This is a genomic window from Rhodococcus sp. NPDC057297, assembly GCF_042667435.1.
Classification (GTDB): Bacteria; Actinomycetota; Actinomycetes; order Mycobacteriales; family Mycobacteriaceae; genus Rhodococcoides.
This window is the reverse complement of the sequence record NZ_JBHUZE010000013.1, coordinates 31,818-47,490: the sequence shown is the minus strand read 5'-3', so window position 1 is coordinate 47,490 and position 15,673 is coordinate 31,818. Positions and strand designations below refer to the sequence as shown.

At 63.9% G+C, this 15,673-nt stretch carries 12 protein-coding genes and 1 riboswitch; of the genes, 6 read left to right on the top strand and 6 right to left on the bottom strand.

The window, feature by feature from the left end:
• The first annotated feature begins 37 nt into the window (after window positions 1-37).
• The 6 genes from gcvH to gcvP all read left to right on the top strand — a co-directional run bounded on the left by gcvH (window position 38) and on the right by gcvP (window position 6,707).
• Complete coding sequence (gcvH, locus tag ACFULT_RS26115; protein ID WP_037112720.1) at window positions 38-442, top strand: glycine cleavage system protein GcvH; 405 nt, start codon at window positions 38-40, stop codon at window positions 440-442.
• Between the two features lie 251 nt (window positions 443-693).
• Window positions 694-1,191, top strand: a complete 498-nt coding sequence (garA, locus tag ACFULT_RS26110; protein WP_019667960.1) for a glycogen accumulation regulator GarA — start codon at window positions 694-696, stop codon at window positions 1,189-1,191.
• Window positions 1,188-1,925, top strand: coding sequence for a MerR family transcriptional regulator (locus ACFULT_RS26105; RefSeq protein ID WP_094721585.1), 738 nt, complete (start codon window positions 1,188-1,190; stop codon window positions 1,923-1,925). The genes garA and ACFULT_RS26105 overlap by 4 nt, the downstream gene beginning before the upstream one ends.
• 116 nt (window positions 1,926-2,041) lie before the next feature.
• The gene (locus tag ACFULT_RS26100) at window positions 2,042-2,515 is read left to right on the top strand and encodes a bifunctional nuclease family protein (protein WP_026348282.1); all 474 of its coding nucleotides are present in this window, start codon (window positions 2,042-2,044) and stop codon (window positions 2,513-2,515) included.
• A gap of 296 nt (window positions 2,516-2,811) precedes the next feature.
• Window positions 2,812-3,501 carry a MerR family transcriptional regulator gene (locus tag ACFULT_RS26095; RefSeq protein ID WP_371828891.1) on the top strand — a complete coding sequence of 230 codons (690 nt, stop codon included), beginning with the start codon at window positions 2,812-2,814 and terminating at the stop codon, window positions 3,499-3,501.
• 12 nt (window positions 3,502-3,513) lie between these two features.
• A riboswitch (glycine riboswitch) is annotated at window positions 3,514-3,611 on the top strand.
• A 183-nt stretch (window positions 3,612-3,794) separates the two neighbouring features.
• Entirely contained in the window at window positions 3,795-6,707 is a 2,913-nt protein-coding gene (gene gcvP / locus ACFULT_RS26090) for an aminomethyl-transferring glycine dehydrogenase (RefSeq protein WP_378482940.1), read from the top strand.
• On the opposite strand, the gene ACFULT_RS26085 is transcribed toward gcvP, so the two are convergent.
• The 6 genes from ACFULT_RS26085 to ACFULT_RS26060 all read right to left on the bottom strand — a co-directional run bounded on the left by ACFULT_RS26085 (window position 6,704) and on the right by ACFULT_RS26060 (window position 15,380).
• Entirely contained in the window at window positions 6,704-7,843 is a 1,140-nt protein-coding gene (locus ACFULT_RS26085) for a metallophosphoesterase (protein ID WP_037112723.1), read from the bottom strand. The two genes, gcvP and ACFULT_RS26085, sit on opposite strands and share 4 nt — an antisense overlap.
• Before the next feature lie 3 nt (window positions 7,844-7,846).
• A complete protein-coding gene (locus ACFULT_RS26080; protein ID WP_378482939.1) occupies window positions 7,847-9,589 on the bottom strand; it encodes a substrate-binding domain-containing protein in 1,743 nt (580 codons plus the stop codon).
• Window positions 9,590-9,751: 162 nt separating this feature from the next.
• Window positions 9,752-11,941, bottom strand: a complete 2,190-nt coding sequence (locus ACFULT_RS26075) for a malate synthase G (protein WP_378482938.1) — start codon at window positions 11,939-11,941, stop codon at window positions 9,752-9,754.
• 61 nt (window positions 11,942-12,002) lie between these two features.
• Window positions 12,003-12,902 carry a 3-methyladenine DNA glycosylase gene (locus ACFULT_RS26070; RefSeq protein WP_378482937.1) on the bottom strand — a complete coding sequence of 300 codons (900 nt, stop codon included), beginning with the start codon at window positions 12,900-12,902 and terminating at the stop codon, window positions 12,003-12,005.
• On the bottom strand, window positions 12,899-14,005 hold the full coding sequence (locus ACFULT_RS26065; protein ID WP_378482936.1) for a hemolysin family protein: 1,107 nt from the start codon (window positions 14,003-14,005) through the stop codon (window positions 12,899-12,901). The genes ACFULT_RS26070 and ACFULT_RS26065 overlap by 4 nt, the downstream gene beginning before the upstream one ends.
• Complete coding sequence (locus ACFULT_RS26060) at window positions 13,998-15,380, bottom strand: hemolysin family protein (RefSeq protein WP_378482935.1); 1,383 nt, start codon at window positions 15,378-15,380, stop codon at window positions 13,998-14,000. The genes ACFULT_RS26065 and ACFULT_RS26060 overlap by 8 nt, the downstream gene beginning before the upstream one ends.
• Window positions 15,381-15,673 lie beyond the last annotated feature (293 nt).

The window sequence follows — 15,673 nt, the reverse complement described above, 5'->3', positions numbered from 1 at the left end:
CGCCAGCACCTGCCCTCCTCGAAAGGACAGCCGAACAGTGACCGACACCGAGCCCTCGGGCGACTTGCTCTACACCCCGGAACACGAATGGGTTCAGCGGATCAGCCCCACCGCCGTACGAATCGGAATCACCGATTACGCACAGGAACAGCTCGGTGACGTGGTGTTCGTTCAGCTGCCGTCGATCGGGGACGACGTGACGGCCGGATCGTCGCTCGGTGAGGTCGAGTCGACCAAGAGTGTCTCCGACGTCTTCTCGCCCCTCACCGCGAAAGTCATTGCAGTCAACGCAGATCTGGATACGTCCCCGGAAAAGGTCAACTCGGGGCCGTACTCGGACGGGTGGCTCGTGGAGCTCGAGACAGAGACATCGGAGGCATTGGACGCGTCGCTGTCTCAGATGCTCGATGCCGCCGGATATGCTGGAATTACGGCTGAGTAACCACACGCGAACGCAGCGTGAGCAACCGTATGCGTCCGCGCGGGCGGGCAAGGTACGGTTTGTGTAGCTGCACGCGTGGTTGCCGTGGCGAGTCGGCTGCGCCGTGGTGGCCTGTAGTCCCTTCCGGGGCAACCGTGGGTTGCCAATCGGCTGAGGCGACGTAGGTCCGCAAGAAGTACAGAACGTGCAATTTGGTTACTGCGTAACTCGGGTGCAATCGACCCGGGCGATCGGACTGAGAAGGAGAAACGGTGAGCGAGAACGACAACGACGGCATCTACGGAGAGTCGCCGGCGGAAACCACTTCGGTTTTTCGTGCAGACTTCCTCCAGGAGCTGGACAACTCGGCGACCAGCCAGAGCTCCGAGGCTCCGGTGTCGGGCGTGGAAGGCTTGCCGGTCGGTTCGGCTCTTCTCGTCGTCAAGCGTGGACCCAATGCCGGGTCGAGGTTCCTGCTCGATCAGCCGACGACCTCGGCGGGACGCCATCCCGACAGCGACATCTTCCTCGACGATGTCACCGTGTCTCGTCGCCACGCCGAGTTCCGCCAGGAAGAGGACTCCTTCCAGGTCGTCGACGTCGGCAGTCTGAACGGCACCTACGTCAACCGCGAGCCTGTCGATTCGGCAGTCCTTGCCAACGGTGACGAGGTCCAGATCGGCAAGTTCCGTCTCGTGTTCCTCACCGGCCCACGCGCGGGTGCCGATGCACCTGCAGGCGATTCGTCGGCGGGTGCAGGCAGCCAGTGACCGCCGTCGGGCAGCAGTCTCCCGGGGGGATGTCGATAGGCTCCGTCCTGGATCGACTTCGGCCCGACTTTCCCGACGTCACGATCTCCAAGATCAGGTTCCTCGAGGCAGAGGGCCTGATCTCCCCGGAGCGCACGCCGTCGGGATACCGGAGATTCTCCGTTGCGGATTGCGAGCGTCTTCGGTATGTCCTCACTGCTCAACGAGATCAGTATCTGCCGCTCAAGGTGATCAAGGAGCAGTTGGAGGCGATCGACAGTGGGGTGGCACGCGTCGAGAGCGCTGAGCCCGCACCGCGAAAGCCGCGCGCTCTGTCGATCGCTCCGGGTGAGGTGTCTCCCGAGGAGTTCCTCGTCGACCGGGAAGTGCGTGTGTCCAAGGTGGACCTGCTCGAACGTGCGGGAATCGACGACACCTTTCTGACGGAGTTACTGCGCGCAGGGCTCGTGGTTCCCGGCCAAGCCGGGTTCTACGACGAGGGCTCCGTGATTCTGGCTCGAACAGCACATGCGATGTCGCGCTTCGGCCTGGAAGTGCGGCATCTGCGGGCGTTCAAGTTGGCAGCCGACCGCGAGGCGGGTCTGGTTGCTCAGATCGCGGGTCCCGTCGCAAAGGGCCGAGATGCCGGTGCACGCGACCGCGCGGAAGAAATGATTCGCGAATTGGCTGCGTTGTCGTTGACCCTGCATACCTGTCTGGTCAAAGCAGCGGTGCGCGGCGCGCTGGACAAATGACCTGACGCAGAACCGTGGGTGGCGCCGCATGGTCATCGATTCCAATAGAATCGGCTGTAGTCGGGTCGAGCCACAGCCGGGGCCGAATCTTCAAGCGCATGTGGGAGGCAATCGCCATGAGTGAAATGCGTGTAGTCGGTATTCGCGTGGAACAGCCGCAGAACCAACCTGTGCTTCTGCTCCGCGAGTCCGACGGTGAGCGTTACCTGCCCATCTGGATCGGGCAGACAGAGGCTGCGGCGATCGCGCTGGAACAGCAGGGTGTGCAGCCTGCTCGTCCCTTGACGCACGACCTGATCAAGGAGCTGATCGGTGCCCTGGGACACCGCCTGAAGGAAGTGAGAATCGTCGACCTGCAAGAGGGCACCTTCTACGCGGATCTGGTGTTCGACAAGGACATCCGCGTGTCGGCACGTCCGTCGGATTCGGTCGCGATCGCCCTCCGAGTCGGCGTGCCGATCATCGCCGAAGAACCCGTTCTGGCAGAAGCCGGTCTGCTCATGCCGGACGAGCGTGAGGACGAGGTGGAGAAGTTCAAGGAGTTTCTCGAGTCCGTCTCGCCCGATGATTTCAAAGCGACGGACGGCTGACACCCCGCGTTGGTAACGGAAGAGTCTCAACCTCAACTTTAGGTTCAGGTTTACGGCGCGTTGCGTTGACCTTGCCTCGGTGGACCCATAGCGTTCCCGTCGTGAGGTAAGCAGTCCTCGATCGTGTGTCGCGCGTCCCTACCTGGGCGTAGTCTGGCTCTCGAACGCGGAGTGGAACTTCACGCGAGAACACCGCCGGGATTCGTCCCGGTCGACCTGGGCCAACCGGGACGTACGCAGTGTCGAGACATCCGAAGAGGGAGCAGTCAGTGGGAGATCAGCCGCAGGATCGCCTCGTGCGAGATCAGCCGCAGGATCGTCAGGTGTCGGAGTCCGCTGTGTCGGAAACGGCAGCGCCGGAGCACGACACCACGCCAGACGAGTCCGTGACCGCCACCCCTTCCGAATCGACTCGACCTGAACCGTCCGGCCCGCCCGCCCGCGAATTCCAGCCAGGGCTGTTCCCGGACGATTCGGTACCGGACGAGCTGGTCGGATACCGAGTGCCGAGCGCATGCCAGATCGCGGGCATCACCTACCGGCAACTCGATTACTGGGCACGTACCGGACTGGTCGTACCCTCGATCCGAAGTGCTGCCGGATCTGGCAGCCAACGGCTGTACTCCTTCAAGGACATGTTGGTCCTGAAAATCGTCAAGCGCCTCCTCGACACCGGAATCTCCCTTCAGAACATCCGAGTCGCCGTCGACCACCTGCGTCAACGCGGTGTGGGCGATCTGGCCAACATCACCCTGTTCTCGGACGGCACCACCGTCTACGAATGCACGTCCGCCGAAGAAGTCGTCGACCTTCTTCAAGGCGGTCAGGGTGTATTCGGTATCGCAGTCAACGGCGCGATGCGTGAATTGACCGGCCTGATAGCCGACTTCCCCGCAGAACGCGCCGACGGCGGAGAATCCGAGCCCAGTCCCGAAGACGAGTTGGCGTCACGCCGCAAGAGTCGCGCAAATCGAAAGACCGGCTAGGATCGAGAGCGTCGCGCTCGCGCGGGAGAGTTCCGGGGCAGCCAGCTCCGGACGCCGAAGGAGCAATACCTCCCCGTCAATCTCTCAGGCACACGGACCGTGTGAGCTTGGACGTCTCTGGAAAGTGGTGGGATCACCCACCCGCCCAAGGGGAAAGCACCTCCGAGCGTCGCGTGCGCGGAGTGCGAATCTCTCAGGCGCTCGCCCGGGTGAGCATGCGACAGAGGGGGAGGATCGACCGCGCAGTTCGCGTGGTCATTCCACCCGTCAGCATGCATCCACCGGAGCGTCCCATGACCGAACAGAGTCCTCGCCCGTCGTTTTCCGACCGACATATCGGACCGGACAGCGCAGCGCTGTCCCACATACTCGATGTCGTCGCCGCTGGATCGCTCGACGAACTCGCACAGCGCGCGGTGCCTGCCTCGATCCTCGATGGGACCGTCGACGGCATTGCCGACGGTCTCGCAGGACTCCCGCTTCCACTCGGAGAACATGAAGCGCTGGCCGAACTCGCGGCCCTCGCTGCAAAGAACGTGGTCGCGACATCGATGATCGGGCTCGGCTACTACGACACCCTGACACCGCCTGTCCTGACTCGGAACATCCTCGAGAACCCCGCGTGGTACACGGCGTACACCCCGTATCAACCGGAGATCAGCCAAGGCCGACTCGAGGCGCTCCTCAACTTTCAGACCATGGTGTCCGACCTGACCGGGTTGGACGTAGCCGGTGCGTCGATGCTCGACGAGGCCACGGCGGCCGCCGAGGCCATGACGTTGCTCAGGCGGGCCAACCGTGGCTCGACGTCCCCGCGATTCGTGGTGGACGACGACGTCTTCCCGCAAACCTGGGCAGTCCTCCAGACGCGTGCGGAGCCCCTCGGAATCGAGCTAGCACGGCACGACGTCACCGGCGGACTTCCCGATGGAGAGTTCTTCGGCGTTCTCCTTCAGTTCCCAGGCGCATCGGGGGCCGTCGTCGACCACTCCGCCGTGATCGACGACGCGCACGCCCGTGGTGCTCTGGTGGCCATCGGAGCCGATTTGTTGGCGCTCACCCTCCTCACGTCTCCGGGCGAGATGGGAGCGGACGCATGCTTCGGCACCACCCAACGATTCGGTGTTCCGATGGGATTCGGTGGCCCGCACGCCGGTTACCTCGCCGTGCGGAACGGCCACGCGCGTCAGCTTCCGGGACGGCTGGTCGGCGTGTCGGTGGATGCAGACGGCAACCTCGCCTATCGACTGGCGTTGCAGACCCGCGAGCAGCACATTCGTCGTGAGAAGGCGACCAGCAACATCTGCACCGCGCAGGTCCTTCTCGCGATCGTGGCCGCCATGTACGCCGCCTATCACGGAAGTTCGGGACTCCGCGACATCGCTCGCCGAATCAACTCCCACGCTGTCGCGCTGGCCGACGGGCTCGCAGCGTCGAACATCTCCGTCGAATCCACGTCGTTCTTCGACACGATCACCGCACTCGTGCCGGGGCGAGCTCGTGGCGTCGTCGAGGCAGCACAACGCTCCGGTATCAACCTGCGCTTGGTCGACGACGACCGTGTTTCGATCGCGTGCGACGAAGCGACCACCACCGACATCGTCGAGCAGGTGCTCGCCGCGTTCGACGCTGGGCCGAGCACGAAGTCCGCCCGTTCGTCGCTACCCGACTCACTGATTCGAACGTCCGAGTTCCTCACTCATCCTGCGTTCACCCGGCACCGCACCGAGACGTCGATGCTTCGCTACCTTCGGATGTTGGCAGACAAGGACATCGCTCTCGACCGCAGCATGATTCCACTCGGGTCGTGCACGATGAAGCTCAACGCGACCGCCGAGATGGAATCCATCACCTGGCCCGGATTCGCCCGGCTGCATCCATTCGCGCCCGACAGCGATACCGAAGGAATCCGCGCCGTCATCGCCGACGTCGAGAAATGGCTGGTCGACATCACCGGATACGACGCGGTGAGCCTGCAGCCGAATGCGGGAAGCCAGGGCGAATACGCAGGCCTTCATGCAATTCGCGACTATCACCTCGGTCGCGGTGATTCTCACCGCGACATCTGCCTCATCCCGTCGAGTGCGCACGGCACCAACGCGGCATCGGCGGTCATGGCAGGTATGAAGGTCGTCGTCGTGACGTGCCGCGCCAACGGTGACGTGGATGTGGACGACCTGCGGGCCAAGATCGGCACGCACGCGGATTCCCTCGCTGCGATCATGATCACCTACCCGTCGACTCACGGCGTGTACGAACACGACATAGACGAGATATGCGCTGCTGTGCACGACGCGGGCGGTCAGGTGTACGTCGACGGCGCGAACCTGAACGCATTAGTCGGACTCGCACGTCCTGGGCGCTTCGGTGGCGACGTCAGCCACCTCAACCTGCACAAGACCTTTTGCATCCCACACGGCGGAGGAGGACCGGGAGTCGGTCCGGTCGCCGTGCGATCGCATCTTGCGCCGTACCTGCCGGGGCACCCGCTCCGACCGGAACTGGGCAGTGGAGCGACCATCTCGGCTGCTCCGTTCGGAAGCGCGTCCATTCTGTCGATCACGTGGGCGTACGTACGGATGATGGGCGCCGAGGGTCTGCGACGCGCAACCCTCACTGCGATCGCGTCGGCCAACTACATCGCCCGACGCCTCGACGAGTACTTCCCCGTGCTGTACACGGGGGAGAACGGGATGGTTGCGCACGAGTGCATTCTCGACCTACGCGGACTGACGAAGGCGACAGGCGTGACCGTGGACGATGTTGCGAAAAGGCTGGCGGACTACGGATTCCATGCTCCGACCATGAGCTTCCCGGTGGCGGGAACATTGATGGTCGAGCCGACGGAAAGTGAGGATCTGGACGAGATCGACGCATTCTGCGATGCCATGATCGCGATTCGCGGCGAGATCGATCGAGTCGGTTCGGGGGAGTGGCCGTCGACGGACAACCCGTTGCGCGGTGCTCCCCACACGGCTCGGTGCCTGGTCGGGGAATGGACCCACCCGTACACACGCGAAGAAGCCGCCTATCCGTGGGAAGCCAACGCGAAGAGAGGATCGATCTCCGCGGCGCGGGCGAAAGTGTGGCCTGCAGTACGCCGGATCGACGGTGCCCACGGCGATCGGAACCTGGTGTGCTCGTGCCCGCCGGTCGCGGACCTCGAGTGGAGCCCGCAGAGCGACTCGGCGTCTCCTCGAGGCTAGCTGGACGTCAGGTGCAGCATCGCGATCTCGGGCGGTGCTGCAACCCTGACGGGCGGACCCCAAGCGCCGGCCCCACGCGTGGTGTACAGCGTGGTGTCACCGACACGATCGAGGCCTTCGACGCTCGGTTGCTGCAACGGCACGAGATACCGTAGTGGCCAGATCTGTCCGGCATGCGTGTGACCGGAGACCTGGAAGTCCACTCCCATGTCCGACGCCTCGAACGCCTGCAGCGGCTGGTGTGCCAACAGCAACACGAACCGAGACGCATCCCTCCCGTCGAGCGCAGCACCGAGATCGGGTTCGTACGGCGCCGGTGCGGTGGCGTCGTTGATACCGGCGATGTCGATGGAGGCACCCGACTTGCTGATCGTCTCGTGTTCGTTCCTGAGAACGGTCACACCGAGCGTCTCCCACAGGTCCAACCATTTCCCGCCGTCGTCCGCATAGAACTCGTGATTACCGCTTACGGCGAACACTCCGAGGGGAGCCTCGAGCTGCTGCAGCGGAGCGAGGTCTGTTCCGACGAGTTCGACGGTGCCGTCGATCAGATCGCCGTCCAGGATCACGACGTCGGGCGACTGCGCGTTGACGTCGTCCACCACGCGTTGAACGAAGCCGGCTCCACGAGCCGGTCCGACGTGCAGGTCGGATACCAAGGCCACGCGCGTTCCATCGAATTCGGAGGGCAACCGATCGAGTGCAACGCGAGTGTCGGTCACCTTCGGCAGTGCCGCTTCGACGAGGCCGTACCCGACGGCCACCACAGCGACGGATGCCGCGATCGCGGAGCCGATTCTGTGAATGCGCAGCCGAAGTGAGTGCGACTCACGACGGCGTGCCGCCGACACGATCCGCACGACGAGGGTGACGGCGCCGACCAGCACTGTGCCCAGCACCAGGTACAGCACCACGGCGAGCCAACTGAGACCGACGAACGCCGGAACCCGCGCCCATGCCGGATCGAAGACCTCACCCGATCCGATGCCGATCAGGGCCAGGAGCCACATGAAGACCAGCACAGTGTCCGCGGCAGTGGAGTACGGACGGCGAAGCTTCGTGGCCCGCACGTAGCGAAAATGGAGCACAAGACCGATGACGGCAAGGAACGTGCCGAAGGCAAGAAGGCGAATCATGTTTCAGTACAGCAACTTTCGAAGAAGGTTGGGGAGTTCTTCACCGTCCGACGACGCAACGGTGTTGAAGGAGCCGCCCGTGGCATCGGACACTGATTGCAACGTCGAACTGTCCGGATTGGTTCCTAGCGCGACGACATCGACTGCCACCGGACGCTCCGGATCGATCAGGTCCGACACCATCTCGAGGAATCGACTCGCCGAGATGCTCGGATCGTCGTTCGGACCGTCGGTGACCAGGACGACGCTGTTCGGCTTGCCGGGGGCGTAGGTGGACAGAGCGTCGAGATAGGCCGCGAGGACCGACTCGTACGTCGACGTCGCAGTCGCGGGTCGAACCCCGGCGGCCTCGGCCACCAAACGTTCTCGACGAGTCTCGTTGCCCATGACGTCCGCGACCGGGCCGGTGGGGACGAGAGTTCGGAACGCGCGTGTGCCGTCCAGATCCTTGCTGTAGATCCACAACCCCAGTTCGGTGGCGTCCACGACCGAGTCGAACTGGCGATCCAATGCTGCAACTGTGTTCTGCAACCGAGTCCCTGGACCCTCCGAAGTGTCCATCGACCCGGATGCGTCGAGAAGTGTCGTCACCCGCCGAGGTGTAGCAGGGTCGAGAACTGCGTCGACGAGTGTTCGACCGAACTCGGAGTTCTGCGGCGGCAGCGACGCCGGCGACCGAGCGGCAGCGTCGAACCCTGAGTCGGAGAAGAGCGATGTGTTGTCCGGCCCGGACATGAAATCGACGAACTGTGCTGCGGCGCGGCTCGCCGTGTCGTCCGTCCACGCTCCGGACAGCACGACGGCCGGGTGGTCGAACACGGGCCCGTCACCTCGCGGAGTGAATCCCGTGACACCACTCTGGGACGACGCGGCGAGTTGTCTGGCAGACACCGGAACGGTGTGCGCGACGGCTGTCGGTGAAGTGTCGGCGCTCAGCCGGGCAAGTGCCGAATCGGTCGAATCGTTCGTCGTGGAGGGCGTTCCGAGATCAGTCGTCGCGAGCGCGGACATCGCGGAGACAGTGGGCCCGCTTCGGGCGACGTCCGCACTGGCAGAGCCCGATTCGTCGTACACGGAGGAGTCGTACGTGGTTGCCGCTACCGCTCGCAGCGCCGCCGTCGACGCATCGGATTCCGGCCCGAGCGGAAGCAGAAGGCGAAGCCCGCCCCACCCGGGTAGACCGATAGCGTCGAGCCCGTCGGGTGCCGCCTGCAGGCGAGGAATGTCGGCCCACCCGATGTCGGCGGCCTCGAGTGCATCGGCGACGGCGATGGGGGCAGCCAGGACCACCGGTGACGACGCGACCGAACGAGGCGTGCCGTTGACTGCGCCGGCGGGTAGATCGGCAACGAAATCCGACGATCGCGGGATCCACAACGCCGGCGGCGGACCCAAGACGGCAGCGTCCCACGCGCTTTCGCCCGCAGCCAGGGCAGGCCCCACCAGAGCGGAATCGTGAGTGGACACCTCGAGCGACACGCAATGATCGCGTACCACCGGAGAACTGTCGGTGAACGCCGCAGCCAACTCTGTCACCTGCGACGAGATGTCCGGGTCGACGACGATCGGCACCACCGCCGGACCTTCGACACAGGTATCGGCCGCTTCCGTGCCTTGATCGGCAATGCGGTCGCGAAGTTGGAACCAACCGAACACAGCGAGCACCATCACAAGGATGGTGCCCGCTGCGATGACCGGTCCCTTGCTCACTCCACGGGATCCGCCGGAGGTTCGATGTTCGCCCACGACAAGAGGTTACTTGTCGCGCGCCAAGTGAACGAACAGTGCTGTCCGGTCACTCCGCAGGCTCCGCTCCTGTGCTGTCCGGTCACTCCGCAGGCTCCGCTCCTGTGCTGTCCGGTCACTCCGCAGGCTCCGCTCCTGTGCTGTCCGGTCACTCCGAGCTCGTCAGCGTGTTGCGGCTTTGTACTCGCGGCGGCGGCGGTGCAGGATCGGTTCGGTGTAGCCGTTGGGCTGGCTGGTGCCCTGGAAGATCAGGTCACTGGCTGCTTGGAAGGCGATGTTCGACTCGAAATCCGGCGCGAGGTTCTCGTACATCGGGTCCGATGCGTTCTGTCGGTCCACCACCGGCGCCATCCGCTCGAGCGAGGCACGCACCTGATCTTCGGTGACGATGCCGTGCCGCAACCAGTTCGCCAGGAACTGACTCGAGATACGCAGCGTAGCCCGATCTTCCATCAACGCGATGTCATTGATGTCGGGAACCTTCGAACACCCCACACCGTGATCGATCCACCGCACCACATACCCGAGGATCGACTGAGCATTGTTGTCGAGCTCGCGTTGCTTCTGCTCCTCGGACCAGTCGGTCGCCGGTGCCAACGGAATCTCGAGGATCTCCTCGACAGTGGCACGCTTGGACTTCGCGATCTCTTCCTGACGAGCGAACACATCGACTTTGTGATAGTGCAAGGCGTGCAGCGTCGCTGCCGTCGGCGAGGGCACCCACGCAGTGTTGGCACCGGACTGCGGATGCCCGATCTTCTGCTCGAGCATGTCGTGCATCAGATCCGGCATCGCCCACATGCCCTTGCCGATCTGCGCTTTGCCTTCCAGCCCGGCAGCCAACCCGGTGTCGACATTGAAGTCCTCGTACGCCTTGATCCAGCCCTGGGCCTTCATCTCACCCTTCGGCACGACCGGTCCGGCCTCCATCGAGGTGTGGATCTCATCGCCCGTCCGGTCGAGGAAGCCGGTGTTGATGAACACCACGCGTTCCTTCGCAGCCTCGATCGCAGCCTTCAAGTTGACCGTGGTGCGGCGTTCCTCGTCCATGATGCCGACCTTGAGGGTGTTGACCGGCAACCCGAGAACCTGCTCGACCCGGCCGAACAGTTCCGCAGTGAACGCGACCTCGTCGGGACCGTGCATCTTCGGCTTGACGATGTACAACGACCCGGTGCGGCTGTTCTTCAGGACATTGTCCGCACCGAGGGAATGCAGACCCGCGAGCGAGGTGAACAGGGCATCGAGGATGCCCTCGGGGACCTCGTTGCCGTCGGCGTCGAGGATCGCATCGGAGGTCATCAGATGCCCGACGTTGCGGACGAACAGCAGCGACCGACCGTGCAGGGTCAGCTCGGACCCGTCGACCGCGGTGTAACTGCGGTCCTGATTCAAGCTGCGGGTGAAGGTCTTGCCGCCCTTGGAGACCTCTTCGGTGAGATCACCGCGCATCAAACCGAGCCAGTTGCGGTAGCCGAGAACCTTGTCGTCGGCATCGACCGCCGCGACCGAATCCTCGAAGTCCATGATCGTGGTCACCGCAGATTCGAGGAGGACATCCTTGACGCCGGCGGCGTCGGTCGCCCCGATCGGAGACTGCGGGTCGATCTGGATCTCGAAGTGCAACCCGTTGTGCACGAGAAGAATCGCCGTCGGCGCATCCGGGGCGCCCTGGTATCCGAGCAGCTGCGCCGGGTCTGCCAAACCGACGGTGGAACCGTCGGCGAGAGTGACCGTCAACGATGCGGCCCCGGTAGCGGAGGTGTCGACAACGTACTTGGTGGTACCGACATGCGAACCGGAGGACAGGGGAGCAGCCTCGTCGAGGAACTCCCGGGCGAAGGCGATGACTTTGTCGCCGCGGACCTTGTTGTAGCTGGTGCCCTTCTCCGCACCGCCGTCCTCGGCAATGGCGTCGGTGCCGTACAAGGCGTCGTAGAGCGATCCCCAGCGTGCGTTGGATGCGTTGATCGCGAAGCGGGCGTTGAGAACCGGGACCACGAGCTGCGGGCCCGCGGTGGAGGTGATCTCGGTGTCGACACCGGAGGTGGTGATGTGGAAGTCCGCGGGCTCGTCGACCAGGTACCCGATTTCCTTCAGGAACGCCGTGTACGCGCTCCTGTCGTAATTCGGTCCGGCGTGCTCACCGTGCCACGCATCGACCTTGCCTTGGATTTCGTCACGAACACCCAGCAGGGCCTTGTTCTTCGGGGCCAGATCCGTGATCACGGCCTCCACGCCGCTCCAGAACTTCTCCGAATCCACACCGGTGCCCGGAAGCGCTTCGTTCTGCACGAAGTCGTACAAAACCTGGGCAACCTGAAGACCACCAACAGAAACACGATCGGTCATGAATCCCTCGCTCTTTCCGGTCAAACGCGCACAAGGCGCCTCGGCGACAACTCCGCCTATGTTACTCGGCGGTAGCTCGGGCGGTGGCACCGCCGCTCACCAGTAGATTCTGGCATCGGCGGATAAGTTCCGAGCGGAGAGGGGCAGCCCTGTCCATCAGTCGAGTCTGGGCACGCACGTATTCCGCGCGTCCTGACGGGGTTTCGATCTCGATGGCGGCGAAACCGTAATCCGACAGGTCGTAGGGACTGGCACGCATATCGACGGTTCGTGCATCCAGTGCGAGCTCGAAACAGTCTGTCACCAGGGCCGAGTCCACGAGAGGTGACAGCTTGTAGCTCCATTTGTACAGATCCATGCTGGCGTGGACGCACCCCGGTTGTTCACGGTTAATTCTCCCGCTCGGTTCGAGACGCAGTGTGTTGCGAGGTACCGCGTCGTCGGTGAAGAAGCGAAAAGCGTCGTAATGCGTGCACCGAAGGTTCATCTTCTCCACGACGCTGTCGGTGCCGGTGTGCCCGAGGCGTAGCGGAACCGTTCCGTGCCGGAGGGCGGCTGCCCCGCCCCGGTAGACCATCGCCCACTCGTGCAGGCCGAAACACCCCAGGTTCGGTGGGCGAGTAGTCGTCGCGGACAGCAGGCCGTGCGTGAACTCGACGGCGGACAGCCTGCGCTCGAGCAGGGACTCGCGCACCCGATAGCCTCCGCCGGGCGCCGGTTCGTATGCCGCGAACTGGGCGTACTCCTCGGCTCTCGGCCCCGTCAGCGTGACGCCGTAGCCGGGACTCCATCGCTTCAGGTGTCCCGGCTTGAAGCTGTAGTACGTGAACAGAAAGTCCAGGACCGGGTGGTATGCACCCTGCGCGCGCTGCACCAGATAGTCGCCGATCAGGTGCTCGACCCGCGCGGAATGCATCGCCCTCGACGCCGTCCACTCCGCCTCGCACAACTCCGATGTCATGGTCGCCGAAGAACTCCGCCGGGGGCAGGACCCGCGATCCGGTGAGTGCCGTCTCGAACGGTACCGACGAACTCCTCGACCAAATCCTCCAGCGCGACGATCCCGATGGTCGAGCCAGTCGAATCGTGTACGACACCCAGGTGGCTACGCGTCCGCCGCAGACGCGTCAGTGCGTCGTCGAGCGTCGTATCGGACAAGACCACAGGCAGGGGTCGCACCTCCGAGCGCGGAATCACCGACTCGGGGCCGGCCGCGTCGTCGACCATGTACTCCAGAACATCCTTCAAGTGCAGGTATCCCACCAACGAACCGTCGGACGCCTGGACCGGATACCGCGAGAATCCTGTTGCGGTCACCGCTTCCTCCACGGAACCGAGCGTCGGCCCGGCAGCATTGTCCGATACCGCGAGACGCACAGTACGCACCTGCGAAGACGGAATGAGAACATCCGCGACGGTCCGGCCCGACGTGTCCAAAGCCTGCGTCAGACGCCGATGCTCTTCTTCGTCGATGAGACCTTCCGATCGCGACTCACCGATCATCTGTGACAGCTCGTCCGCGGAGACCGAGGAATCGAGTTCGTCCTTGGGCTCGATCCTCAGCGCACGCAGCGTCAGGTTGGCGCACACGTTGTAGAACGAGATCAGCGGCTTGGCCAACTTGATGAACATGAGATGGATCGGCACCAGAATCATGGCAGTCCGCTCCGGACCGGCAATGGCGATGTTCTTCGGAACCATCTCACCGATCAGGATGTGCAACACCACCACGAGACCGAGCGCGATGGCGAACGAGATGGGATGAAGAAAGGCATCGGGAATGCCGACCCACTCCATCGGTTTCTCGAACAGATGCGCCACCGCCGGCTCGCCGACCCTACCGAGCAGAATCGAGCAGATGGTGATGCCGAGCTGAGCGGCCGCCAACATCAGCGACAGGTTCTGACCGGCTTCGATGACCGACTTCGCCCGATTCTTGCCCTGCGCAAGAAGAGATTCCAGACGATCACGACGCGCCGAGATCAGCGAGAACTCGGCGCCGACGAAGAAGGCGTTGCCGGCGAGTAGAAAGACGGCGAGCAGAACAGCGAATATGTCACCCACGGATTCTCGCCTCCTTACCCACCGTCGCGATGCGTTCGGCATCGACCGGCTGAAGCAGAATTCGGTCGATTCGTCGGCCGTCCATGCGCGTGACCTTCGCAATCCAACCACCGTCCGACTCCGACGGCTCGTCGAACGGACCAGCAGGAAGGACAGTGGTGTCCCCCTCGGTGGGAATCCGACCGAGTCGGGTCAGGACGAGTCCGCCGATGGTCTCGTACTCGCCATCGGGGGCGCGATACCCGGTAGCCGTCGCCACCTCGTCGATGCGGAGCAGCCCGGAACAGATCCAGCTGTCACCCACCCGTTGCACGTCGACTTCCGGTTCGTCGTGCTCGTCGCGGACGTCTCCGACGATTTCTTCGATGAGGTCTTCCATCGTCACCATCCCGGCGGTACCGCCGTATTCGTCGACGACCAGGGCCACCTGCATTCCGTCCGCCCGCACCCGCTCCATCACCGTGTCCCCGTCGAGACTCGAGGGCACGACCGGTACGTCCTGCGCCAGATCGGCCAGTCGGGTGGAGCGGCGGTGTGCGCTCCCGACAGCGAATGCGTGCTTGATGTGCACCACTCCGACCGTGTCGTCCAAGTCTCCGTCGACGACGGGAAAGCGCGAAAAACCGGTACGCGCGGCAGTTTCGATCAGGTCGAACGCCGTGTCCGACACCGACAGCGACTCCACCTTCACCCGGGGAGTCATCAATTCCTCGGCCGTACGTTCACCGAACTGCAACGACCTGTCCACCAGACGGGCCGTTCCCTCGTCCAGCGCTCCGAGCTGCGCCGACGTGCGCACGAGCGATCCGAGCTCCCGCGGTGAACGCGCGGACCTCAGCTCCTCGGCAGGTTCGATACCAAGCCGCCGAACCAGCCAGTTCGCCGAACCGTTCAAACCCTTGATTGCCCATCGGAAGACTGCCGAGAAACCCGACATGGCTCCGGCAGTGGCACGGGCAGTTGCCATCGGCATCGCAATGGCGATGTTCTTCGGTACCAGCTCACCGAAGATCATCGAGAACGACGTGGCGATCAACAAGGCTGCGGCCAGAGACACCGCAGCGGCGACGGTGTCGGAGGCACCGACCGCCGTCGCCAACGGTACGAAGAATCCGGCGAGGATCGGCTCGGCCAGGTAACCGGTGATCAGGGTCGTGATCGTGATTCCCAATTGTGCACCGGACAGCTGGAACGACAAGGTCTTGTGCGCTCGCTGGACCTGCCGAGCGCGTGTGTCACCGAGATCGACGGCCGCCGAATCCACTGCACTTCGCTCGAGCGCGGTCAGCGAGAATTCGGCTGCCACGAAGAGTGCAGTGCCGGCGGTCAAAGCTACGAAGCCGAGGAGGCCGAGGATGCTGATCACAATTTCCACCGGTCACCGCCGCCGGAGTTGCGAGAGGCGCATCGCGCCGTGTGTTTCGCCGGGTCGTTCACCCGGCTCGATAGAGGAGCCCTCCGAAGTGGAGCCCTCGTCGTTGGACTCGCCCTGAGCGGTCACAACATCGCTGATAACGGGTGCCTCGGGCACCTTGGTCCTTTCTCTCGCTTCCCCCAGCCCGCCTCGAGCGGACACTGCGCGGAGGAAGTCCGCGGTATTGCCGAAGCCCTGATCTTAACGGTTTCCCGCAGAGAACACGGCTCGGGCAACGCCCACGGACAGACCAG